Origin of the sequence: Armatimonas sp., from assembly GCF_031410135.1 — a bacterium.
In the GTDB taxonomy this organism is placed as follows: domain Bacteria; phylum Armatimonadota; class Armatimonadia; order Armatimonadales; family Armatimonadaceae; genus Armatimonas.
The window spans coordinates 1-22,884 of the sequence record NZ_JANNYP010000264.1 but is presented as its reverse complement, the minus strand read 5'-3'; the positions used below and the strand labels follow the sequence as shown (position 1 = coordinate 22,884).

At 58.9% G+C, this 22,884-nt stretch carries 23 protein-coding genes; 7 read left to right on the top strand and 16 right to left on the bottom strand.

Annotation, left to right across the window (positions count from 1 at the left end; translation table 11 throughout):
• On the top strand, window positions 1–1,066 hold a 1,066-nt coding region (locus RMO15_RS09920), incomplete at its 5' end, for an FAD-dependent oxidoreductase (protein WP_309711381.1).
• Here the strand turns inward: RMO15_RS09920 and RMO15_RS09915 are convergent.
• The gene (locus RMO15_RS09915) at window positions 1,063–1,503 is read right to left on the bottom strand and encodes a VOC family protein (protein WP_309711378.1); all 441 of its coding nucleotides are present in this window, start codon (window positions 1,501–1,503) and stop codon (window positions 1,063–1,065) included. The two genes, RMO15_RS09920 and RMO15_RS09915, sit on opposite strands and share 4 nt — an antisense overlap.
• A gap of 20 nt (window positions 1,504–1,523) precedes the next feature.
• Window positions 1,524–1,772 carry a hypothetical protein gene (locus RMO15_RS09910; protein ID WP_309711375.1) on the bottom strand — a complete coding sequence of 83 codons (249 nt, stop codon included), beginning with the start codon at window positions 1,770–1,772 and terminating at the stop codon, window positions 1,524–1,526.
• Between the two features lie 127 nt (window positions 1,773–1,899).
• Between RMO15_RS09910 and RMO15_RS09905 the strand changes: the two genes are divergently transcribed.
• Window positions 1,900–2,256, top strand: coding sequence for a hypothetical protein (locus RMO15_RS09905; protein WP_309711373.1), 357 nt, complete (start codon window positions 1,900–1,902; stop codon window positions 2,254–2,256).
• A gap of 70 nt (window positions 2,257–2,326) precedes the next feature.
• Here RMO15_RS09905 and RMO15_RS09900 read toward each other — a convergent pair whose 3' ends face one another.
• Window positions 2,327–2,668, bottom strand: a complete 342-nt coding sequence (locus RMO15_RS09900; protein ID WP_309711370.1) for a hypothetical protein — start codon at window positions 2,666–2,668, stop codon at window positions 2,327–2,329.
• Between the two features lie 199 nt (window positions 2,669–2,867).
• On the opposite strand from RMO15_RS09900, the gene RMO15_RS09895 reads away from it, so the two are divergent.
• Complete coding sequence (locus tag RMO15_RS09895; RefSeq protein ID WP_309711367.1) at window positions 2,868–3,449, top strand: PEP-CTERM sorting domain-containing protein; 582 nt, start codon at window positions 2,868–2,870, stop codon at window positions 3,447–3,449.
• A 71-nt stretch (window positions 3,450–3,520) separates the two neighbouring features.
• Window positions 3,521–4,591, top strand: coding sequence for a glycoside hydrolase family 172 protein (locus RMO15_RS09890; protein WP_309711365.1), 1,071 nt, complete (start codon window positions 3,521–3,523; stop codon window positions 4,589–4,591).
• A gap of 187 nt (window positions 4,592–4,778) precedes the next feature.
• On the opposite strand, the gene RMO15_RS09885 is transcribed toward RMO15_RS09890, so the two are convergent.
• From RMO15_RS09885 to queD, 9 genes are read right to left on the bottom strand one after another with little or no spacing between them, the layout of a single operon-like run.
• Window positions 4,779–5,759 carry a glycosyltransferase family 2 protein gene (locus RMO15_RS09885; protein WP_309711362.1) on the bottom strand — a complete coding sequence of 327 codons (981 nt, stop codon included), beginning with the start codon at window positions 5,757–5,759 and terminating at the stop codon, window positions 4,779–4,781.
• Complete coding sequence (locus tag RMO15_RS09880) at window positions 5,753–6,868, bottom strand: glycosyltransferase family 4 protein (protein ID WP_309711359.1); 1,116 nt, start codon at window positions 6,866–6,868, stop codon at window positions 5,753–5,755. The genes RMO15_RS09885 and RMO15_RS09880 overlap by 7 nt, the downstream gene beginning before the upstream one ends.
• On the bottom strand, window positions 6,865–9,321 hold the full coding sequence (locus tag RMO15_RS09875; protein ID WP_309711356.1) for a glycosyltransferase: 2,457 nt from the start codon (window positions 9,319–9,321) through the stop codon (window positions 6,865–6,867). Before RMO15_RS09875 ends, RMO15_RS09880 begins: the two co-directional genes overlap by 4 nt.
• Complete coding sequence (locus tag RMO15_RS09870) at window positions 9,305–9,652, bottom strand: hypothetical protein (RefSeq protein WP_309711354.1); 348 nt, start codon at window positions 9,650–9,652, stop codon at window positions 9,305–9,307. The genes RMO15_RS09875 and RMO15_RS09870 overlap by 17 nt, the downstream gene beginning before the upstream one ends.
• A complete protein-coding gene (locus tag RMO15_RS09865) occupies window positions 9,649–10,791 on the bottom strand; it encodes a hypothetical protein (protein ID WP_309711351.1) in 1,143 nt (380 codons plus the stop codon). The genes RMO15_RS09870 and RMO15_RS09865 overlap by 4 nt, the downstream gene beginning before the upstream one ends.
• Entirely contained in the window at window positions 10,788–12,179 is a 1,392-nt protein-coding gene (locus tag RMO15_RS09860) for an ATP-binding cassette domain-containing protein (protein ID WP_309711347.1), read from the bottom strand. The genes RMO15_RS09865 and RMO15_RS09860 overlap by 4 nt, the downstream gene beginning before the upstream one ends.
• Window positions 12,176–13,408, bottom strand: coding sequence for a polysaccharide biosynthesis/export family protein (locus tag RMO15_RS09855; RefSeq protein WP_309711344.1), 1,233 nt, complete (start codon window positions 13,406–13,408; stop codon window positions 12,176–12,178). Before RMO15_RS09855 ends, RMO15_RS09860 begins: the two co-directional genes overlap by 4 nt.
• A complete protein-coding gene (locus RMO15_RS09850; RefSeq protein ID WP_309711341.1) occupies window positions 13,405–15,336 on the bottom strand; it encodes a Wzz/FepE/Etk N-terminal domain-containing protein in 1,932 nt (643 codons plus the stop codon). The genes RMO15_RS09855 and RMO15_RS09850 overlap by 4 nt, the downstream gene beginning before the upstream one ends.
• Window positions 15,337–15,346: 10 nt before the next feature.
• On the bottom strand, window positions 15,347–15,718 hold the full coding sequence (gene queD / locus RMO15_RS09845; RefSeq protein ID WP_309711338.1) for a 6-carboxytetrahydropterin synthase QueD: 372 nt from the start codon (window positions 15,716–15,718) through the stop codon (window positions 15,347–15,349).
• A 106-nt stretch (window positions 15,719–15,824) separates the two neighbouring features.
• On the opposite strand from queD, the gene RMO15_RS09840 reads away from it, so the two are divergent.
• Complete coding sequence (locus RMO15_RS09840; RefSeq protein WP_309711335.1) at window positions 15,825–16,913, top strand: substrate-binding domain-containing protein; 1,089 nt, start codon at window positions 15,825–15,827, stop codon at window positions 16,911–16,913.
• 150 nt (window positions 16,914–17,063) lie between these two features.
• On the opposite strand, the gene RMO15_RS09835 is transcribed toward RMO15_RS09840, so the two are convergent.
• The 3 genes from RMO15_RS09835 to RMO15_RS09825 all read right to left on the bottom strand — a co-directional run bounded on the left by RMO15_RS09835 (window position 17,064) and on the right by RMO15_RS09825 (window position 20,799).
• A complete protein-coding gene (locus RMO15_RS09835; protein ID WP_309711332.1) occupies window positions 17,064–18,065 on the bottom strand; it encodes an NAD-dependent epimerase/dehydratase family protein in 1,002 nt (333 codons plus the stop codon).
• Between the two features lie 72 nt (window positions 18,066–18,137).
• The gene (locus RMO15_RS09830; RefSeq protein ID WP_309711329.1) at window positions 18,138–19,754 is read right to left on the bottom strand and encodes a copper amine oxidase N-terminal domain-containing protein; all 1,617 of its coding nucleotides are present in this window, start codon (window positions 19,752–19,754) and stop codon (window positions 18,138–18,140) included.
• A gap of 103 nt (window positions 19,755–19,857) precedes the next feature.
• Window positions 19,858–20,799 (bottom strand): SDR family oxidoreductase, encoded by a 942-nt coding sequence (locus RMO15_RS09825; RefSeq protein WP_309711327.1) that lies wholly within the window; start codon window positions 20,797–20,799, stop codon window positions 19,858–19,860.
• On the opposite strand from RMO15_RS09825, the gene RMO15_RS09820 reads away from it, so the two are divergent.
• Window positions 20,798–21,781, top strand: coding sequence for a hypothetical protein (locus tag RMO15_RS09820; RefSeq protein WP_309711325.1), 984 nt, complete (start codon window positions 20,798–20,800; stop codon window positions 21,779–21,781). The two genes, RMO15_RS09825 and RMO15_RS09820, sit on opposite strands and share 2 nt — an antisense overlap.
• Here RMO15_RS09820 and RMO15_RS09815 read toward each other — a convergent pair.
• Window positions 21,778–22,278, bottom strand: coding sequence for a GNAT family N-acetyltransferase (locus RMO15_RS09815; protein ID WP_309711322.1), 501 nt, complete (start codon window positions 22,276–22,278; stop codon window positions 21,778–21,780). The two genes, RMO15_RS09820 and RMO15_RS09815, sit on opposite strands and share 4 nt — an antisense overlap.
• A gap of 72 nt (window positions 22,279–22,350) precedes the next feature.
• On the opposite strand from RMO15_RS09815, the gene RMO15_RS09810 reads away from it, so the two are divergent.
• On the top strand, window positions 22,351–22,884 hold a 534-nt coding region (locus RMO15_RS09810; RefSeq protein WP_309711319.1), incomplete at its 3' end, for an ADP-ribosylglycohydrolase family protein.

Below are 22,884 nucleotides of genomic sequence, written 5' to 3'. Positions count from 1 at the left end.
AGGCGATCTGATGGCCAAGGCGGGCGTGAGCTACACCGTGGGTCGGGAGAGCAATAAAGTCTATGGGGAGACGCTTAATGGCTACCAGATCCGTGACAAGCATCAGTTCCTCAAGCCCGTCTCGCCGTATGTGGTGGAGAACGATCCCAAAAGCGGCTTGCTTCCTGGCATTCAAGCCAAGCCACTTGCGCCTGGCAGCGGCGACAAGAGTGTGCAGGCGTACTGTTTCCGCCTCTGTCTCACCAAGACACTGGCCAATAAAATTCCCTACCCCAAGCCCATCGCCTACGACAAAAAAAACTACGAACTACTCACGCGCTATATCAAAGCAGGGGCCAATGAGTTCTTCAATAAGTTTGATCCGCTGCAAAAAGGCAAGTTCGATAAGAACAACCATGGCGGCTTCTCGACCGATTTTATCGGGGCTAATCATAAGTACCCCGAGGCGGGCTATGCCGAGCGGGAGAAGATCTTCCAGGAGCACGTGCGCTACCAGCAGGGGCTGATGTGGTATATGGGCAACGAGCCGAGTGTCCCTGCCGAGCTGCGCGAGCGCTGGAGCGAGTGGGGACTCTGTCGCGATGAGTTTGTGGAGACGGGCGGCTGGTCGCGACAGCTCTACATTCGTGAGGCGCGCCGCATGGTCACCGATGTGGTGATGACCGAGAGCCACTGCAAGGGCAAGCTTAAGATAGAGGACTCGGTGGGGCTGGGGAGCTACAACATGGACTCGCACAACTGCAACCGCGTGGTCGTGGAGGGCGCGGTCAAGAACGAGGGCGATGTGCAAGTCAGCACGCCACCGTATCCCATCTCCTACCGCGCGATTGTCCCTCGCCACCGCGAGTGCAAGAACCTCTTTGTGCCCGTCTGCCTTGCCTCCAGCCATATCGCCTACGGCTCGATCCGCATGGAGCCGGTCTTTATGATCCTGGGACAGTCATCGGCACTGGCCGCCTGGCTCTTTATTGAGAACGCCTACTTATCGGTGCAAGAAATTCCCTATCCCGAGCTAGAGCTACTCCTCCGTAAAGCCAGGCAAGTGCTGGCATGGACACCACGCTAGGTCGCGAAGAGCTGGCCGTTAATATCGGCAAAAGCCTTGAACTCCAGCGCGTTGCCGGTCGGGTCCATCAGGAACAGCGTCGCCTGCTCCCCGACCTCGCCTTGAAAGCGAATGTAGGGCTCGATCACAAACACCACACCGCGCTCTTTGAGCCGCGCCGCGAGTGCCTCCCAGACCGGCATCTCCAGCACCACACCATAGTGCGGCACCGGCACGCCGTGACCGTCCACGCCGTTGTAGTGCGCCGTGAGCTGGCCGTCCTTACCCAGATTCGGGTTTAAGTGACAGACAAACTGGTGCCCAAAGAGGTTAAAGTCTACCCAGTGCTCCGTGCTGCGCCCCTCGGAGCACCCGAGAATGCCTCCATAAAACTCCCGCGCCTCAGCGATATCGCGCACGGGAACCGCAATATGAAACGGTGTTAGCGTTGTTTTCATGGAGGCAAGTGTACCCGCTCCTAACCGATGATCTGCCACTCCGCGATCACATCACGAACCCCCGCCCGCTGACGTAAGCCTTTCAAGAGGGCATCTCGCTCTGCGGAAAATGTCTCCTCATGGCCCCGCATCGCTCGAACACGACCGTAGAGATGAACCACGCCGTGCAGGCACTGAACCTGCACTTCGCCACAGTCCACGCTATGCCGCGCCATCTCGGTGCGGACATGGCGGTTGTTCTCTTTCGCCTCTGTTTTTTTGTTACCCAAGGGGTACCTCTTTGTCTGCACCTTATAAAAACAAAAAGCGTACCGGCTTCCAGAGCCAGTACGCAAAGATGCACCTTCACAGTACCATAGTTTTGTTCTTGGGGAAGCAAGATGATATAAGCAGTCTATGGAACAAGTAAGACTCGTATTGAAGCTGGCGCACTTTATCTCCTGGGCCGCGCTTTTCGGGGGCGTGTTGACGCTCTCCGGAGCCACCGAGAAAAAGCTAGCCGCCAGCGCCGTCTGGGGCGCACGCCTCGCGTTTGTGACCGGACTTCTGCTTATTGGCATCAAAGAGATGCTGGCCAAGAGCCCCGGTGCCGACCCGGTCAATCACATGAAGATCGGCATTAAGCTTCTACTTGGTCTCGCCGTGGTAGGGATGATCGAAGCGAGCCGCAAAAAAGGCCTCAGTGGCGGCATGCACACTGGAGTCGTTGCTGTGAGCCTGCTCGCTATTGCGGTCGCCGTGTTTATGAAGTAAAGGCGCTCGTTACCTGACCGGGTACACAAAACGGATTTTGTGTACCCGGTAGATTCATCGTGGCCTTATTCTAAGGCGTAGGGGGCGGCACTTTAGGGGCTCGGGTAGGCTGAAGCTTAGGGACGCGCTTCACCATCGGATGTTGGTTGCCATACTTGGCGATCACGGCAGTACGGAACCTAACACCGAACGACTGAATTGCCTTGACGCTCGACTGACGCTGATCCAGTAAGATGCCAAGCTGAGTTTCGATCTCTGTAATCCGAGTTTGTAGCGACACCCACTCGTTGACTAATGACGAAAACTCACTTCGGGTCATATCCCCCACTTTGAAATCAGCCCCTATCTCATCCCAGAGACTACTGATATGGGCAAGGTACTCATTCCACTGATCAAGACGCTTTGCAGGCATTGTTTTAGCACTCCTCTTAGGGACCATTGTAGAGCCGAAATAGATTTCTGTCAAACGGAACTTAACTAGATGCGTTTTTCCTTAAAAGAAATGTTACTTAAAATGTTTTATGTTTAGTTAAAAAGGTTAGAATATAGTAGGTCTTTTATATCTGGCACTAGCTAGGTGACAAGACACGTTCTTAAGGATGGAAACTCAAATGACTCGTACTCGACTTGGAGCTACGCTTGCTCTTGCTCTGACTGCCCTTGTGCTAGGGGCACCACACGCCCATGCACAGTTGGTCACTGTCACTTTCACAGGAGCCGAACCCTTCGGCCCCAACCGGCTTACCCGTAATGGCACTCCCAGTGTGGCGGGCGTGCAAAAAGCATTTCCTGGTAACTTTGGAAATAACACCACCTTTTTCTTCACCCAAGCCGTCACGATTCCGGTGGGACAGACCATTACCGTCACGCAGAACACAGGGGGATTTGACATCTTTGTGGCGCTCTACCGTAGTTTGGTTGATCCCAATAACTTGGCGACCAACTACGTAGCTGATACAGGTAGCAGTGGCGCTGGGGAGGTATTAGGTTTCACAAACACGGCGGGGAGCACGAGCTTTCTCGCCGTTGTGACGAACGTGCAGGGCCATACTGCGGGATCAATTACAGGAGTAACGGGGAGCTTCACGATGAGTGTGGGCGGAGCATCGGCGCCGGAACCCGGCACGCTGGCGCTGCTTGCGCTGGGTGGCGTTGCTGTGATCGCACGCCGACGTACCTCCCGACTCGCTTAGGCTCATCACCCTCCGGCAAGCGAAGGGTTTTTGTAGCAGGAAATGGGGCAAGGGGCCACGAACCTTGCCCTATGTTTAACGGACTTGGAATGAACCTCGGGAACCTCTCCCGGCTCTCGATGGCAAAGACGCGCTCGATCTCTCCGGAGAACTTCACGGGCGAAAAGGGCAAGGGGGGGATGTCGGAGGATGGCCCCGCGAAAGAGTGTGCCCGCGATCTCGGTATCGGCTGGAAGCTCAGCCCGTATGTCAAGATCGCCGCCGGGACGACGTTTACGCTCGCCGAAATAGACGGCCCCGGTGCGATCCAGCAGATCTGGATGACCCCGACGGGCAACTGGCGCTACTCGATCCTGCGCTTCTACTGGGACGACGAAGAAACTCCCTCGGTCGAGTGCCCGGTGGGGGACTTCTTCGCCAACGGCTGGTGTCAGTACGCTCACGTGAACTCGCTGCCCGTCTGCGTCAATCCTGGCTCGGCGTTTAACTGCTACTGGGAGATGCCCTTTCGCAAGAAGTGCCGAATTACGCTCGAAAACATCGGCTACGACGAGATGGTGCTCTACTACCAGATCAACTACACCCTCACAGAAATCCCCAACGATGCGGCCTACTTCCACGCCCAGTTCCGGCGCACCAACCCGCTTCCGTACAAAGACGTCTACACGATTGTCGAGGGCATTCAGGGGCACGGGCAGTTTGTCGGGTGCTACATGGCCTGGGGCGTCAACAACACCGGCTGGTGGGGCGAGGGCGAGATCAAGTTCTTCCTCGACGGCGACGGCGAGTACCCCACGATCTGCGGCACCGGCACCGAGGACTACTTCTGCGGCTCGTACAACTTCGATAGAAACGGCCAGTACACGGAGTTCTCCACTCCTTACGCAGGCCTCCCCCAAGTGATCCGCGGCGACGGTGCCTACAAGTGCCAGCAGCGCTTCGGGCTGTATCGCTGGCACATCATGGACCCCGTGCGCTTCGAGTCCGATCTCAAAGTCACGATCCAAGCCCTCGGCTGGCGCAGCAAGCACCGCTACCTGCCCCTCCAAGACGACATCGCCTCGGTCGCGTTCTGGTACCAAGCCGAACCCCACACCCCATTCCCCGCGCTCCCCGACCGAGACTATTTGGAAGTGATCTGAACCATTTCCGTACCCATCTCACTTATTGAACCCATCCCCCCGGCCCCCTTCCCTCTACGAAGGAAGGGGGAGAGGGAAAGGGGGAGCACAGAGAGGGTTTTCTACCCTCCCTGCCCTGAGGGAGGGTGCCGAGGGACGAGGCGGGTGGGTACGAGGCAGGTGGATTCGGGTGGGTACTGTGAGTGGTTCAAACTGCCATCCGATCGCGTCTTGGGAGCCTCTGGTTGAGAAGGGCGAGGGGCCAGAGGAACCAGAGAGGAAAGCGAGGCATTTCGCCCGAGGGCTTGATGCGGGCGCAGAGCATGCCCAGAAGCGCGGCGGCTCCGGCATCTTTGGAGCGCCCGCCAACAAACGAGGCCAGCCAGAGCCCTTGCCGGAGCCAAGCGCGCTCGTACTGCTGTTTTTGTTCGGGCGAGCCGTGGCGCAAGGCGACCGTGCGGGAGTTACGAAACGTGTAGAACAGTGAGCGCGGGGACTCGCTGCCGCCGGTAGACGCGCTGCCCTTGTGCCAGGCCAATGCCTCGGGGATGACTTTGCAGGTTCCGCCTAGCTTCAAACACAGATCAATGTCTTCGTAGTAGGCAAAGAGCGCCTCGTCAAAGCCCCCCACGCGCTCGAAATCGGCGGCGCGGACAAGCAGGGCGCAGCCGGAGCAGAAGTCACTGGGGCCGGGGCCTTCAACGTGCCGGGCGATGACGAACTCGTTCAAAGTAAGCTGGCCGCGCTCAAACCAAATTCCCCCCTCTACGTCTCCCCCTTCCTCCCACCCGAAGGGCTTGTTATTGGGAGGAAGGGGGCCGGGGGGTAAGAGGGCAAGCTGGGGTAGGAGGGCCAAGATGCGCGGCGAGACGGCGGCGACATTATCGGCGAGGGCGGCGTGGAGCTTCTCTAACGTATCGGGCGCGAGCGTGGCGTCGTTGTTAAAGAAGAAGAGCTGGGTTGCGCCCTCAGCGATGGCTTGTTTTGCACCCGCGTTGCAGCCACCCGCGAAGCCCAGGTTGCGTCCGTTGCGGATCACCACGTCGGCGATGAGCGTGTCGAGGGAACCGTCGGTGGAGCCGTTGTCCACGAGATAGACGCGGTGTGGGAGCGTGGAGGCAGCAAGGCTCTTCAGGCAGCGCGAGGTGTCGTCGCCGCCATTCCAGTTGAGAACAATCACGGCTAGCACAGGCCCAGCTCCTCCAGGCGTGCGCACATCGCGGCGGCGGTCTGCGTGACGCTGTGGCGCTCGATGCTTCCCCGCGCCTTCTCCCCCAGGGCCTGGGCCGCTTCGTGAAAGTCATAGACAAAGCGCAGGCGACGGGCGGCGTGCTCAATGTCCGGCTCGGCCCAGAGCTGGCCCGCTTCGTAGGGATAGAGTGTCTTTTCTAAGGGGCGCAACGTGAAGTCCACCGGTAGGCTATTGTCGGCGTTGAGGAACTCCGTATTGCCCGACCAGTTTGTCGCAATCACCGGCTTGCCTAGCGCCAGCGCTTCCAGCAGATGTAGGCCAAAGCCCTCGGCACGGTGGAGTGAGACAAAGGCATCACAGAGTGAGAGCAGGCTGGCTTGCTCGGGGGGCGTGAGGGTACGGTCGAGGAACGTCACCGGGAGGCCCGTCGCGGCGCGACGGAGCGCCTCGGCCTCCGCAGGGTGGTTTTCGGCGTGCAGGGTCTTGATCGTGAGGTGCCCACGCTCGCCATCGGCGAAGGCTTGGGCAAACGCTTGAATTGTGCCCTCGGGGTTTTTGCGGTAGACAGTGCTATCGTAGTCAAAGGCCGTCAGAAAGAGTGTGGCATCGTCGGGGAGGCCGAAGGCCGCGCGGGTGAGTTTCGGGTCGGGCTGGGGCGGGGTGAAGGGATAGGGCATTAGCTGCACGGGGCAGGGAGATTTTGGCGCAATCGCGTCGCGGCAGAACGCGCTGGTCACCCAGAGCTCGTGGAACCTTGCGAGGCAGGGGACAAGGCGGTCGGGTAGCTCGGGAGTCTCCCAGAACCACACCCCGATATTGCATCGCCCGGCAAAGTAGCCCTCGCCATGCTGCTGTGCCAGCGCCTCGACCGAGTCGGTGTTGAGGGTTACCAGATTCATGGCGTAGGGATTGGGGTGGTTGAGCGCGACGGGAAGGCCCGTCGCCTTTGCCGCCTCCAGAAACGCCGCCGAGGCCGCCGCTACCCCGCGTACACCATCGAAGTGCCCGCTCACATTCCAGCCAAGCGGAAGCTTTGTCTGGGCCGGATCGCGCAGAAAACCCCGCCGCTTCCAGGCATGCGCAAGCTGCCCAAGAGCCCGCTTCATCCTAAAGCGCCCCGTAGACGCTCCCAGAGCAGCTCGCTGGCGTTGCCGCGCTCGGCCACGGTGCGGGCGGCTGCATCGGCGGCGAGCTTCTGGCGGGTCTCGGGGAGCGTGGAAATCTCGGCGATAAATGCGGCGTACTGGCGAGCGCAAGTGTCAGGCGCACAGGTACGTGCGATCCACTCCCGCGCTGCAGTGCCCATCGCCTGACGCTTTGCTTTGTCGTTTGCGAGTGTGGAGAGTGCGGTAACTAGCTCTGCTATTTCGTCGTCCTGTGTCGGGGGGCAGATGCGAAGCGCAACATCCTCGGGAAGCTCCGCGAAGCTGCCGATCTTGGTGACGATAAGAGGCGTGCCATGAGCAAGCAGGCGCAGGACGGAGCCCGAGGTCTCGCCGCCAAACGGATAGCGTAGCGCCACCCCGACATCGGCTACCCGAAGGTAGTCCTCCAGTGTTTCGTGCGGAACGTAGCCCGTGACACGCACGGCGTTTTCCAAGCCCCGCTTGCGAATCTCGGAGTCGAGCGAGCCGCCAGGGAAGAACTCTGCGGAGCCGACATAGACCAGAGAGCTCTGGGGGTGCTGGGTATGGAGCTGGGCAAAGGCTTCCAATAGGGGCACACTGCGCTTGGTCTCCGCCAGAAAGCCTGGTGCGACCACTAAGAGCGTCTCCTGCGGGACATCCAGTTTTGCCCGGAGAGCAGCAGGCTCTTGCTCGGCTGGCCTGGGAAGCGCCATCTGGTGTGGAATGACCGTTACGGGGCACAGATCGCCGTGGTCACTTAAGGCCTGTGATCTTGCCCACTTGCTATGGACAATCACGCCAAGAGAGCGGGTGAAGATACGCCGATTGACAAAGACTCCGCGCTCTCCCAGCTCTCCCAGCTGCCACGTACCGCTGGTGAGCTTGGCTTGCACCTCGCTGGCAAGCTCTGTGCCGCCGTGGTGGCGTAGCTCGTCTGCGAAGCGCACTCCCCACTCCGGGCGGTGCTGGCTGATGAAGTGGAGTATCGAGCCGAGGCCATAGTCGTGGAGCACGGTAACACCCGCGATACGCTTGAGCTCGGCGTACATCTGCCCGTGCACCTCGGAGTTGCCCAGCTGTCGGATGATCAGGCTGTGACGCTCCAGAGCAGGCGTGCCATCGTGCGGAAAAGATGTCAGGGGCAGGTGATGGTGTAGGTACGGTAGGAGCTCTGCGCTGTAGTCCGCGATCCCCGAGCGGCTCGGCGGCAAAGGCGAGACATGGGCAATTGAAGGCATCACCAAGCGGGTCGCAGCGACACTGAAGACCGGGGGGGGGTCAGTAGTGGCAAGGAGAACCCCGGCCACCCGCCGCGCCGATGCCTCCCAAGACCACATCGCCGCTTGTGTGGGAGCCTCCGTGCGAAGCTTTTTGAGCCGCACTGGGTCGGCGAGCAGGCGCTCCAGGCAATCCGCAATACTCTGTGGACTCTCGGGGTCGTAGCGGTGCGCCGGGTCAGTGACCAGCTCCCGCAGCGACGAGTTATCCGCCGCACAGACCGCCGCACCGCAGCCCAGTGCCTCGATAATCGGGAGCCCAAAGCCTTCGTAGCGCGATGGAAACGTAAAGAGCGCACAGAGCCCATAGAGTGTACGGAGCGTTTCATCCGGGACAAAGTTGGTGAGCACCAGTCGCTCTGCGATGCCTTCCTTCCTGGCGACTTCCCTGAGTTCGGCAATCACTTCGGGGCGAAGCCGACAGGCGATCACCAGCTTGAGAGCGTTTTTTCGGGCTACCGAGAGCCGCGCAAAGCCACGAATGAGGCCATCCATGTTCTTGCGCCACTCATCGCCGCCCGTGTAGAGCACAAAGCCTTCGGGTTCCAGCCCAAACTCTGTGCGGAGCGCCTCAGCCCCGTGGGCACGCTCCTCCTCACTCAGAGGCTGGAAAAATGCGGATGCCCCCGCCGCGATATTGTGCACCGTGCTGGGGGCGCGGTGCAAGAGGCGCACGGTGTCCGCACAGGTTGCCTCAGAGATACCGAAGACTTGATCCGCAGTGCGAATTGTTGCAATTGCCGCATCGTAGCTGGCGCGATCTGTGGGATTTGGGAGATAGCGCTCGGCGAAGATCAGCGGGATCAGGTCGTAGCAGATCGTCGCGACTCGGGTGGGGAGCCGCGAGAAATCTACGGTCACTCCCTCGTCCACGGGGCTTGGTACAAAGACCCAATCGGCCTGCTGCGCCCGCAGAAACGTCTCTAGAATCAGCGTACTCTCGGGGCTGTTTTTGGCAAACTCCCCCGGATCAAAAAAACTAATGAAACCGGGCCAGTCCGGCGCGGGCAGCTGCGCATCCGCAAAGACCGCCACCTCTGCCCCTTGTGCCTCAAGCTGGGGCACGAGTGCAAGAAGCAAGTCTCTGGTGTAGCGCCCAATCCCCCGGTTTTTGGAGTGGGTCTGGAGTGCTTGAAGGTCAACGAGGACGCGCACGCTCGACATCCTCCAGCGCTTTCAGCCGCTTCTCCAGCTCCAGCACGCGCTTCTCGGAGACCGCTAAGCGCCGCCGTAGATCAAAGAGCACGTCGCAGGCGGCACGGTTAAACTCCACTTGCTCGTTGAGCACCGGCTTGGTCACCGCAATCACTGTCTTCTTGAGAATCCGCGCCAGAGGAAACGTATGGTAGAGATCATTGAAGTACAGTGACGCGTAGCCCGCCACTTCCTGCCAGCGGCGCTCTAGCGGGTCGGCCTGTGGCAGTGCCTCCTCGGTCACGGAGGCGGTGTAGACTTCCTCCATACGCTCGCGCAAGGGATCGCTCATTGGGGAGTCTCCAAGGTTGTTAGTGGCAGGCTCATCACCAGCGCGTGCTGTTCGGCAAAGCTTGCTTTTCGTAGCCGATAGCCCCCGTCGGGCTGCAACTCGCGCCACTCGTCGTGGGTGCCGTAGACAAAGGCTTCTTGTGGGGTGCGCACGGGGACACTCACCGGGCGCTTCTCGCGGCGCACAAAGAACGCGTTTGCGCCGCCCTCGCTACAGCCCACGAGGTCATAGCCCTTGCGCTTCCCGAGCTGTGTCAGTGCGCCCAGCGAGGCCCCGTAGTAGAGAGCTGTGGGGTGGGCTTCGTGCTTGACAAAGCTCGGATCGTAGGGCACGACCACGGCAGCATCAGGGCCAAAGCGGAAGTTGTACTCAAGGATCACAATATCAGCAGTCACCGCCTCCAGCGCCTCCCAGACCCAGTAGTCGTTGCCGTCTATGTCTATAGAGAGCACCCCTAGCTCGCCCGTCGCGCCGTACTGGGTGAGCAGCGCATTGATATTCTCGCGGGTGATAAAGGCGGCCTCGGCCTGTAAATCATTGCGCTCGTAGGTGCGGCGCGAGCGCAGGGCGGCGATATTCTCCTCGCTACCATCCAGCACCAGCCCCGCCCACTTCGCGTGCTCCAGTAGCCAGAGCGTGTTGGCCTCTCGGTAGTCCTCCACACCAAACTCCACAAAGAAACGGCGCGAGGGCGTTATCTGGCGCAACAAGTAGGCGAGAAAGCCGTCCTCCCCGAACTGCGAGTAGACACGCACTGCCTGGTCTATCCACTCGGGCTTCGTCTCGGTCTGTCGCAGTTCCACACGACCGAGTGCCTGACGTAGCAAGTGCTGGGTATCCTGGTTCTGCTCCGTGGCCGTGTTGAGCCGCGCCAGGGTCTCGCCGGTGGTGGCTTGCACCGCCGCCAGCTCCCCCAGCTGCTCGCCCTGGTTTTGACGAAGCTGTGCCTGAAGCGCTCCGAGCTGCTCTTGCAAGGCGATCTGACACGCGGTGAGCTCAGGAAGGGTAGCGAGCTGCGTCTCAATGCGCATTTGGCGCTCGGCCAGCTCGCGCAGAAGCCGGGCGTCCTGCTCTTGCCGATCGACAATCTCCTGAATCTGACGCAGCCGGTGGCTAAAGTAGCGCAGGTACTTGATCATTTTTCCCAGTGTACCGGAAGGAATACCCGTCCGTTGGTGACACGCTCATGGCTGACTGTAAAGCGTACGGCGTCTTCGAGTTGATCCTCGGGCTGGTCCCACCACTCGGGCTGTGTGGAGTCTGGATACAGGTTCACTTGAACACGGTACTCCCCGATGGGCAGCGCTAGAAATGGCAGGGTGAAGCGCAGTGTCCCCTCGCCTTTGAGATTTGCAAAAGAGATCTGATGGTCGTAGTTACTTGTTGTAAAGATATGCTGGCCATCTTTTGTATCGAAGATATCAAAACCGATGGCAGGCTCCAAGAGGGTGCGTGGGGATTTCCAGGTGAGTTCCACAGAGACACTATCTCCACTCTGGAAATGGGTACGAGGGACCCCATGGGAGTCGCGGAGGGTGACACTGGTCAGGCGGGCGCGGTGGGGATCGCGCTTGCGCTCAGCCTCGGCGGCTTGGAGAAGCGCTTCGGCGGTAGCTCGCTCAGCCTCCAGTGCCGCGAGGCGCTCTCTCTCCGCACGCTCCGCATCCTCGGCTTCGCATCGGACACGCTCGGCCTCCTGCTGGGCTGCTTCTTCCCGCTGCTTTTTCTCGGCCTGCTGCACCTCCCACTCCACGGGGTAGAGCCGTGCAAACTCGGCGTCCTCGCGCTCCCCAATCACGGCGTAGTAGTGCGCAATCGCCTCTGAGGTTGGGCCGATAAAGCGTGCCTTCCCATGATCCAGCCAGACGCACGTCTCGCACAGAAGCTCCACTTGACTGAGCGAGTGGCTCACAAAGCAGACCGTTCCGCCTTTTTTCACAAAGTCTTTGAGAAAGCGCAGGCACTTGTTCTGAAACATCGCATCGCCCACGGCCAGGACTTCATCAATCAGCAGAATCTCCGGGTCGAGATGCGCGACAATGGCAAATCCTAGGCGCATGTACATCCCGGACGAGTAGCGCTTGACGGGAGTCTCCATAAAGTCCGTCAGGCCCGCAAAGTCTACGATTCTGTCGTAGCGCTCGTGGACTTGCTGGCGTGTGAGCCCGAGGATTGAGCCTGCCAGAAAGACATTCTCGCGGCCCGACAGATCCGGATGGAAGCCCGCTCCCACTTCGATCAGCGCCCCGACACGGCCATTGATGGTGACACTGCCACTGGTCGGCTTCAAAATGCCCGTGAGAAGCTTTAAGAGTGTGGACTTGCCGCTGCCATTGTGCCCGATAATCCCGACGGGCTGGCCGGGCTGGACCAAAAAAGACACATCGTCGAGCGCCAGAAACGCACCCGAGGGACGCTTCTCGCCTCGGAGCTGCCGGGCGAAGCGCTCCCGCAGATCGCCCCCGCGTCCCGTAGTACGCTGGAAGCTCTTGGAGATATTCTGAACAATAATCGAAGGCTCGCTCAAAGCTTGAAAATACTGCGCAGGAAGAAGAGTCCCTGCACCCCCCCAACAATTTGGTTGATGACGGTGCTGGGATCGGCATGGCGTACGGAGGGGACGTAGACTAGATCTTGTGGCTTGATCTCGGGATTGCGCTCTGGCTTGAAGTCCTTAAGGTATTTGCCCCAGTCAAACTCGCCCAGCAGTGTGTACTTGCCATCGGGGCCAAGCCGCGCGATTTTAATAGCCCCAATACGCGCCTGGCCCGTGGTGATGCTGGCATTTGCCATGATGTCCTGAAGATAGGTCTTGCGGTCTTGTGGCAAGGGATACTTGCGCGATCCCCCCAGCTCTCCCCAGACATAGACAAAGTCAAGCGACAGGGGAATCTCCAGCGTGTCTAGGTCTTGTAGAGGGATTTCCGGGATCGTCTCATCCGTGAGGAGGGCGTAGAGATCAAGCTTCTGGGTTGTCTCGGGAGAGTTGATCTCGCCGGGGATAGTCTTACGCTTGAGAATCACATGGTGCAGATCACCTGATGCGTTGACGACCGAGTAGCCAAACTGGGCGAGTACCGCACGTAGCCCAAAGCGCTCATCTATCTCATGCAGGCCACGGGGGCCTTCCCCCTTGATAAAGAGCCGCTTACGAAGCGGCTGATCCATGGTCAATGTGTCGCCCTCTAGGAGAAAGACATTCTGCGGATGGTCAGGATTCTTGAGAATCCCGGTAATATCGAGTGTCAGCGGCGCGGGTCTGGCAGGATTGAGGAGGCGCACCGTGATTCGATCGGGCTGGGGAATGCCCCCCAGAATCGTGAGTAGCTCGGTGACACGCCAGCCGTTTCGCAGATCGAGATCACGGCCAAAGGTCGCATTGCCGCGTATATAGATCCGCCGCATCCGAATCCCTGCCAGTGCTACCTGAACTTGCCCCTTACGCAGGCGCAGCTTTCCTTCTTTTTCAAGCGCTTCCGTGAGCTTCTCCACCACATCGGCGCAGGTAAGCCCACGCACGGGAATGGGAGTGAGGAGGCGCGGCAGACGGAGGGCACCATCCACAGGAATGCGTACCGCACGATTGAGATAGCTGTGGCGATCCACCTCGATCTGGAGCACATCATCGGTGTCAAGCTTGTAGTCCGTGGGCACATTGAGGGGAGCCGTCGTCGTAGGGGCACTCACAGGAACCGGTGGCGGGAGCTCTTGCACTTGCGGGGCGAGCAAGAGATAGGCAGCAAGAAAGGGGGTCATGGATTTGTCTCCATTTTTAGATCCATCGCAGACAGAGCGGGAAGCTCTTCGGCAGCCACCACACCGTGAAAGCGTGGGGTGTAGCCATTGGTGAGTAGGCGTCGAGCGCGGGAGACACTCTCTTCAACCGGGGTATCAGGCGAGGCAACAAGCACTAAGCCACCCGCGATTTTCTCCAGAGGACCAACCGTGCGCACGTTCCAGACCACAGGCCCGGAGAGTAAGATGAGGTCATTGCCCGCTGCCGAGAGGTTCGCCAAAAGCGCCGGAAGTGTCCCGATAGACTGACTATCCACATCCTCAACCGCCACGCGCACCCCATCTCGGCCAAGGACTTTGGCAAGCTGTCCGGCCAGAGTGGCAGCCCGGTCATCGGAGCGGACGCCTAGGAGCAAGCGCACCGGCACAGGGTCGCCTGACTCGCGGTGGGCCAGCCAGTAGCCAATCTCCCGCAGGCGATCTTCGTCGCGTGCGCTGAGATGGTCTGAGCCCCCCACGGGAGCCGTGCCGAGCAAAGGAACGCCTCCTACCATGGGAAGTGCAGGCAGTGGCTCCTCAAAACTAAAGACCTCAGGCTGCGGCTTATTGGAGAAATACTCAGCCAGAAGTGCCAGTCCAATTCCCAGAAATAGCCCCAGAAACACCGAGAGGATCGTGTTGAGCAGTGGCTTAGGGGAGAGTGGGAAGTCTGGCTTCCGCCCCCAGTCAATCACGCGAATATAGGGTTGGCCGGTTGCCTCTTTAATCGTGGCGGCAATCAGGCCACTCTGGGCCGTCTTATCGGCTTCCGCCGCCGCCTCAAACGATGTCCGAAGGGTGAGATACTGAAATTGTTTATCCGCGAGCTTGCTCTGCTCTTTCTCCAGAGTGGCTAACAAGTTCTCTGTCTCTCCAATCGTCTTACGTAGTGAGATCAGGCTGGTACGGTTTCGCAAGATCTCACTCTGAGTTGTGGAAAAATCGGGATTGCGTCCCACACTCTTACTGCCCTCAGAGAAGGCTGTTTTCTGCGCCTCCTGAATCGCCTTTTCTTTTGCCGAGATCTCTTCGTCTATGGTTTGCACCTCGGGACTGTCCACTTGGTAGTCGAGAAGCTTCACTTTTCGCTGTGCCTTCAGTGCCACGATCTCGGCGCGGTAACCATCAATCACGGGATTTTTCGTGAGTGTGTAGCCATTGATGATCTCTTTAGGAAGCTCCGTAAGCTGGCTTTGCTGCGCGGCAAGCTGGGCGATTAGAACGGCTTCTTGCTTCTTGGCCTCCTCTAGGTCACGGCGCACCCCAATGGTTCTCTCTGCCCGCCCTTTAAAGTAGGCAGTTGGCTCGGAGGCGGCCATGCCTTTATTGAAGCGCTCTAGCGCCTGCTCGGTACGATTTTTCTCCTGGCGGGCTAGAGCGGCGGCGGTTTTCAAGCGATCTCGGTCAAGGAGAATGCGATTTTTCGCATCGGTGCGAGCCAGCTCAATGTAGAGAACGGCAGCCGTGTTGGCAATTCGCTGAGCCTGCTCAGGTGTGGTTCCCCGGGCATTGAAAACCAGCACCTGACCTCCCCGCCCTCCAGAGAGCTGGAGTCGGAACTGGATCTCATCAAGGCCCATGTCTCCTAGACCCGCCTGAACCCGGAGCTTCTTGTAAAACTCCTGGGTCTCGATTTTCTCCATCTCCGTGTCGAGCGAGGCATTTCCGCTACTATTCCCCCCGGTGACAAGCCCCAACAGGCTCCCAAGTCCTCCCGCAGATCCGCTCCCACTACCCGATTCTAGCAGCACCCGTGAGCGACTCTCGTAGACCGGTGTGATGCGCTTGGTGAGCAAGTAGGTCGCCGCAACCGTTAGCAAAAACACCGAAAGGGCCAACAACCAGCGCCGGGCAACAAGGCGCACCAGCTCGCGCAGGGTGATGGGGGGCGGAAGTACTCTCTCATCCATAGTTTTTGGTTCAATCTATCGGGTAGTAAGCCGCGGCCTGACCAGGGGTCTCCCAGACCTCAATTTTATGCACATGTGCCCCAGCCAAATCGCATCTTCTTAGCTCCTCGGCGATCAAGCGCGCGATATTCTCCGTGGTCGGACTCTGCGTCGCAAAGGCAGGCAGCTCATTAAGAGAGTAGTGATCCAGCTGCTCCAAGATCCCCAGAAGCGCTTTCTTGAGTATCCCAAAGTCCACCAGCATCCCACTTGCGTCTAGCCGCTCGCCACGGACATAGGCCCGGACAATAAAGTTATGCCCATGCAACCGGGAGCACGGCCCCGGATAGTTCGGCAAAAAATGTGCGGCAGAAAAATGCCTCTCAACAACCAGCTCGTACATGGCAACCCATTATTATATCCTGCCTAAGACGATCGTGGAAAACTATAACATCCGCACTTCGTTATCTGTGCAGGAACCTTAAGGCTTAGTCACGAAATAATCAGACATGAAGCGACGAACATTACTTTCTCTGGTGCCGCTGGCGGCACTGGCACTGATGACGGGCTGTAAGCCAGACGAGTCTAAGCCGACAGATGCTGGAGCGCCTGCTCCGGCAGGAGCACCTAAACCTGTGGGTGGTGATGGGAAGAAGATCAAGGTGGTCTTTATCCCCAAGAACGTGGGCAACCCCTACTTTGATGCGATTGCTAAGGGGATGAAAGAGGTCTGCGCGAAAGAGGGCGCGGAGTTCTCGATGACCGGTCCTGCTCAAGCGGAGGCGACGAATCAGATCAGCTACATCAAGGACGAAGTCCAGCGTGGGGCCAATGTGATCTGTATCGCGGCCAACTCGGTAGATGCACTCAATGGGACGCTCGACGAAGTGCGGGCTAAGGGTGTGAAAGTGGTGACCGTGGATGCGGATCTGACGGGCAACGAGACGCACCGCGATGTGGGAATTTTCGCCACGGACTTCTCCAAGTTCGGCGGGATGATCTTAGAGACAATGGGTAAGGGAATCAACTACGAAGGCGAAGTGGCGATTCTCTCCGCGACCAGCGATTCCCCCAACCAGAAGCTTTGGGTGGAGCAGATGAACGCGGCATGGAAAGACCCCAAGTACGCCAAGATGCCGCTGGTTGCCACGGTCTTCGGCGACGACAAGCCCGAGAAGAGCGCCACGGAGATGGAGGGCTTGCTCACCAAGTACCCCAATCTTAAGGGCGTGATCGCTCCCACCACCGTCGGGGTCTCGGCGGCGGCAAAAGTGGCCCAGCAGCGTGGCGTCTATCCCGGCGGAGCAAACGCCAAGAACGGTGGCGTGCGGGTCTTTGGGCTGGGGCTCCCCAACCAGATGCGTAGCTTTATCAAAGAGGGAGTCACTCCCGAGATCATGCTCTGGAGCCCCGTGGACATGGGAAGCGTCTCGGCCTATGTCTGCCTGGCACTGGCTAGAGGCGAGGCCAAAGCCGAAAAAGGCACCAAGATCAAAGTCGGCGCGATGGGTGAGCGCGAGATCGGCGACCTAAATAAAATCATGGTAGCCGACCCGATGATCTTCACCAAAGAAAACGTCGACAAGTTCGACTTCTAGTCTGCCGGTTGGCGTGTCCCACCGGTTGGAACGGCAGGACTAACGAGCCTGCGGCTACAAAGGCCGTTCCGGCCATAAAGTTATATTCGGTATGGGCGGTATGCCCTTCGTAGCTTTAGCTCTCCAGCACCGCCGCTCCAACCGGCGGTGCTAACCAGTCGTGCTACTTTTCCACGCCGCGAGGACAGTTGCTTCTTTTTCGGGCGTGAGCGTGTTTTTCCAGGCATTTTCTTGCGGGCGCTGGCTATCCCAGACGAGCGTGTCGCGAACCGTCTCCAGCGCCGTGCGGTACTTCAGGCCCGCCAGGTGGGCGCGCTGGGTGCGAGTCGCACCACTCTCTTTAAGATCCATCATGCCGGGAATCCAGAGAGGAAGCTCTAGCCACGGCTGAACCTCCTGCTCCTGAAGAAACGCTTCGCTCGCGTAGGTCACTTGGGCATTGGAGCCACTGGCCAAGACGCAGGTGGACAGAAGCTGTCCTAGCCCTACCACCGGCCCATCAGCGTTGAAGACCCCCGTGCGCCCTCCCTCTACCATCTGCATAGTCCACTCCGCCAGGTCGCGCACATCAATCCATTGTGTGGGAAGCTCTGGGCTGCCGGGGGCAAGCACCTCCCTTCCTTGGGCAATGCGGTGGGGCCAGTAAGTAAACCGATCCGATGGGTCGTGTGGCCCGACGATAAGTCCGGGGCGGATAATGAGCGCCTGCTCAGGAAACGCGGCCAGCACTTCCTGCTCGCAGAGTGCTTTCAGCCCCCCGTAGGTCGCACCCGTCAGCTCCTCCGTCGCGGGATCCTCCAAGATCGCAACGGGAGAGTCCTCATCGGTTCCTGCTCCTGGCCAGTTGGCATAGACAGAGACGGTAGAGATAAAGCAGTAGCAGCCTGCACGGCCTGCGAGCTTTTGCGCACTTTTTTGAACCACTCTAGGAAGGTAGCCACAGGTATCAATCACCGCATCAAACGTGTGTCCCTCAAGCTGTGCGAGAGCGTCCCCATCGCTTCGATCACCGAAGACATGGACAACATCGGGAAATAGCTCCGGGTTGGTTTTGCCGCGATGAAAAAGCGTGAGAGAGTGCCCACGTTTCTGTGCCACCTCGACCAAGTGCCGTCCCAGAAAAAGTGTCCCGCCAAGAATCAGTATATTCATGATTTACCCAAAAACAAAAACCCCGGCACTTCGTAGTTATCAGACTACGAAGTGCCGGGGCTGAGAGAGAGACTACTTCTTGCTGGTGATCAGCAACCTGCCGGTAGCGGGATCGAAGTCCACGTTCACATCAAGCGCCTTGCCCACGAAGCTCAGCGGCACGATGGTGCGGCCACGGTCAATGAAGGAGGAGCGATCCATCTTCACACTCTCGCCATTAACAGTCGCTGTGGGAGCGCCCACTTTGATGATCACTTCACGATCCGCGTTTACGGCGCGAACCGTGTGAGCCTCTGGTGCCCAGGTAACTTGACCACCGGTGTGCTCGAAGATCTGACGGAACGGGGCAAGCGGGATGCCTGCCTCAATGCGTGGCTCAACATCGAAGTTAATCGCAGAGCCATCAAAGGCTATCATGAGCTTCTTACTTAACTCATTGGACATCGCGCTCGACAGAACCGGCTTTAGTGTCCGTGCGGGACGTGGAGCAGGCTTGGCGCTATTGTGAGGCAGCATCAGCGTGGTGGTTCGGACAGCTTGCGCGGCCACAGCGCTTGCCTTGCGGGTAGCGGCACCAGGCGCAACCGCCGTCGGTCGTCCTAAGACGACTTCCGTGGCAACCATTTGCGGTGCATGAAGCCCTTGTGCAATCGGCATCGCCAGCTTCGTTTCCGTAGCCGCAGGTGTCTTGGAGACACGGCTTGAGGCAGTGGCAATCGAAGCCTTCATACCAGGCTCAACGGAGCGCGTACTGGAGGTGATACCCGGCAGTGTCAACTGGATCGGCTTCACTCCCGATGCAGCACGCACACCTGCCGCGAGAGCACCCGGAACGGCAGAGAGCTGTGGGGCATTGCGATCGGCAATAGTGGTCGTCGTAGCGCTGGTCGAAGTGGCGGAAGCCTTATTTCCCAGATCCTTGATGCCGGTATTGCGATCCGTGTTACCACCAGGATTGTTGACAAATACCTCCATGCGCTGGGTCGTAGCAGCGTTGGAAGACTCCAAATACCCTGTCGCTTCAATGACATGCTTGCCATTGGTGACCGTGGTCGTATCAAACAGGAACGAGTAAGGAGGGTAGTTCTTGAGAATCTTGAACTGCTTGTCCACGTAGAACGAGACATAGGGATTCTGGTTCGCGGGAGCGCTGACATCCATCTTGACTTCGACCGTGCCCATTAGTTGCTTGGAGGGCATCGCGCGGAACGCCATCTGAGGAGCACCAGCGGGGCCAACACTCGCGGGAGCAACATTCTCGCTGCCGAGGGTGCCTGATTTTCCCTGAGCAACCACCTGGACATCCGCGGTCGAGACAGCGCCGACACGGTTGAGAACGCGAACCTGGAAGGTGTGCGTGCCCTCTGCAAGGGTGGAGCCATCCACCTCGAAGGTCAGGACGTTACCGAGGCTAGGGACATCGAGCGTTCGCCCTGCCCACTGCGTTCCATCTACGTAGAGCTCCACACGGGTGATGGGAGCGGCAGAGCGGCTCTTGAACGAAAAGTCGAGTTTGAACGAGCCTGCGCCGATAATCTCACCATTGAGCGGAGTCAGGACACGCAGGTCTGCTGCGGTGCCACGGGACACAGGGGTCTGTGCCTGAACTTGATTCTGAGCCACCATCAAAAGTGAAAGGGCTGTGGGAACGCCGAGCGCTGCCACGCCGCCGAGCCGTCGGATTGCCATAGGTTTTTCCTCGTATATCTTGTCCCCCCGTTTGAGAGAGACAGCAAAACTGTTGGCAGGATAACACAAGGGCTATCCTGCTGTCAAGCCCCAATTTTTCGGATTAGATCTTACCCTTGAAGTACTCGATGGTCGCCCGAAGACCATCTTCGAGGCTCACCTTAGGCTCCCACCCGAGAATCTCACGCGCCTTCGTATTATCGGGGCGACGCTGCTTGGGATCGTCGGCGGTTTTTAGCTCCTCATAGACAATCTCACTCGGCGATTCGGTAAGGCGCTTGATCTCCTGAGCGAACTCTAACATCGTTCTTTCTGTCGGATTGCCAAGATTGATCGGCCCGGAGACTTCTTTGGGAGCCTGAGAGAGCTTGTAGATTCCATCCACGAGATCTGCAACATAACAGAAGCTGCGGGTCTGTGTGCCTGTGCCATAGACTGTAATATTATCGCCGCGCAAGGCCTGACCAATAAAATTTGGCACCACGCGCCCATCATCGAGGCGCATGCGTGGCCCATAGGTATTAAAAATACGGAAAATCTTGGTGTTGACATCCTTAAAGCGCCGATAGGCCATGATCAGCGCCTCGGAGAAGCGCTTAGACTCATCATAGACCCCGCGAATGCCGATAGGATTGACGTTGCCCCAGTACTCTTCGGGCTGGGGATGCACCAACGGATCACCATAGACTTCACTGGTGGAGGCCATTAAAAAGACTGCCTTTTTTGCCAGAGCGAGCTTCAGGGACTGATGAGTGCCTTCGCTATTGACCATCATGATCTCAATAGCCTTTGTGGTGAAGTCCACAGGTGAGGCAGGCGAGGCCATGTGAAAGACAAAGTCCACAGCGCCTTCGATCTCATACGACTGACAGACATCTTGCTCAATCAGCGAAAACTTGGGATTGTCTTTTAGATGCGCGACATTGTCTGGCGAGCCGGTGAGAAAGTTATCGAGAGCAATGACCTCGTGGCCCTCGGCCAGCAGACGGTCACACAGGTGCGAGGGCAGGAATCCTGCGCCTCCAGTAACAATAGATCGGGGCATGGTGCTATTATACCAAGCGATGCTCTCTCTTCCGCTCTACCCCGACTCTCCCACGGAGCGCACCCGCTGGATTCTGGCGCGACGTGGCCCCAAGACATCGCACGATCCGAGGCAACCCTACGGTAGCTTTATCGAAGACGAGCCTGGCCCAGATGGCACGCTCTGGCGCTGCCACACGCTCCTGCTCACCAACCGAGAGTGCGCCTTCCGCTGCCTGATGTGCGACCTCTGGCAAGACACGCTCGACACGACCACTGAGAGCGGCGCGATTGCGGCACAAGTGGCGAGCCTGCCCCCTAACCCCCGTCCAACGGAGGAACCTATGGGGTGTGCCTTGAAGCTCTACAACGCGGGGAGTTTTTTCGATCCCGGCCAAGTGCCAACAGCAGACTATCAGGCCATCGCCGACAAAGCGCGGCACTTTGACCGCGTGATCGTCGAGAGCCACACGGCGTTTCTGCGTGGAAAGCATGTGGAGCGGGTGCTGGCCTTTCAGGATGCCATCGCGCCCGCAACGCTGGAAGTGGCGATTGGGCTGGAGACCGTTCATGAAGAAGCTCTGGAGAAACTCAACAAGCGCATGACCGTCGCCGATTTCCGCCACGCCGCTGCTTTTCTGGCCCTGAATCAGATCGCGCTTCGAGTGTTTCTGCTCGTCCGTCCCCCGTTTCTCACCGAGGAAGAGGGCGTGGAGTGGGGGTGTCGCTCGCTGGACGTGGCACACGAGTGTGGCGCGACATTTGCGGCGCTTCTTCCCACACGCGCAGGCAACGGAGCGCTCGAAGCCCTCGCCGAGCAGGGCCACTACACTCCCCCAAAGCTTCAGAGCCTAGAAGCCTGCCTTCGCTACGGTCAGAGCCTAGAGGGCACGATGCGCGTCACTGCAGATCTGTGGGATATCGAGCCCTTTGTGAAAAGCGACGACGACCGGGCCTGTGTGACACGCATTGCGGAGCTCAACCAAAACCAAGGACGGCCCTAAAGCATGCTACGCATGGTGATGTCATTGATACAGGTGCGAACCACAGTGAAACCCAGACGCTCATAGAGATGTTGGGCAGGATTTCCCGGTGTTACACTCAGACTAACGGCGGGAAAGTGCCCCCGCGCTTGTTGAAGGGTGACCTCAAGGAGCTTTGTCCCGATGCCACAGCCACGCCACTCGGGATGTACCGAGATCAAAAGCTCGGGGGTGTGCTCGTCCACAAAACCATAGCCGGGAGTGTCACGAGGGAAGAGCCGGAGCCAGACCACACCGATGACATGTCTGTTTTTCAATATGGCAACACTCCCTAGATCGCCCCGTCGCTCTCCCCACCGCTCGATATAGCGGGCAAACTCAGGCAGCGAGAGCAGGTCACGGGAGAGAGGAATCTCCTGCGGGGAAACGTAGAGCGCCTGGTAAAGCGCTTCTGGCAGGAGTCCTTTATCCGCTCTCGTGAGAGGACGGATAAGAAGGTCGTTGAGAGAAGAGAACATTCAGAAAAAACAATAAACGCAAACGTCGTGCCAAACCGTAACCAAAAGCTAGTATTTCTCGTTGGTGTCTTAATGACGACACAACAATTGGAGGGCTGTTTACTGGGAATGATCGTCGGGGATGCCATCGGCTTGCCTGCGGAAGGGCTACATCCGAAGCGCCGCGCACGACTCTTTGGGGAGATCAAAAATCACCGCCTTTTTTTCGGGCGTGGCTTTGTCAGCGACGACACAGCGCATGCGATCATGACGGCTCAGGCGCTAGTCGCCTCAGGCGGCGACCCGGAAAAATTTGGCCACGAGCTGGCCTCGCGCCTGCGCTGGTGGTTTCTCAGCCTGCCCCCCGGAGTAGGGAAAGCCACCGCGCAAGCCTGCTTGAAGCTTCTGGTGGGCGTCTCCTCAGAGCACTCGGGCGTGTTCTCCGCAGGTAACGGCCCCGCCATGCGCGCTCCCATCATCGGCCTCTTCTGCGCCCACGACAAAACCGACGCTCGCCTCAATGCTTTGATTCGCGTCTCAACCCAAATCACGCACACCGATCCGCAAGCAGAAGAGGGCGCACGGGCAGTCGCAAAAGCGGGGGGGGGGCGCCCCCCCCCCCCCCCC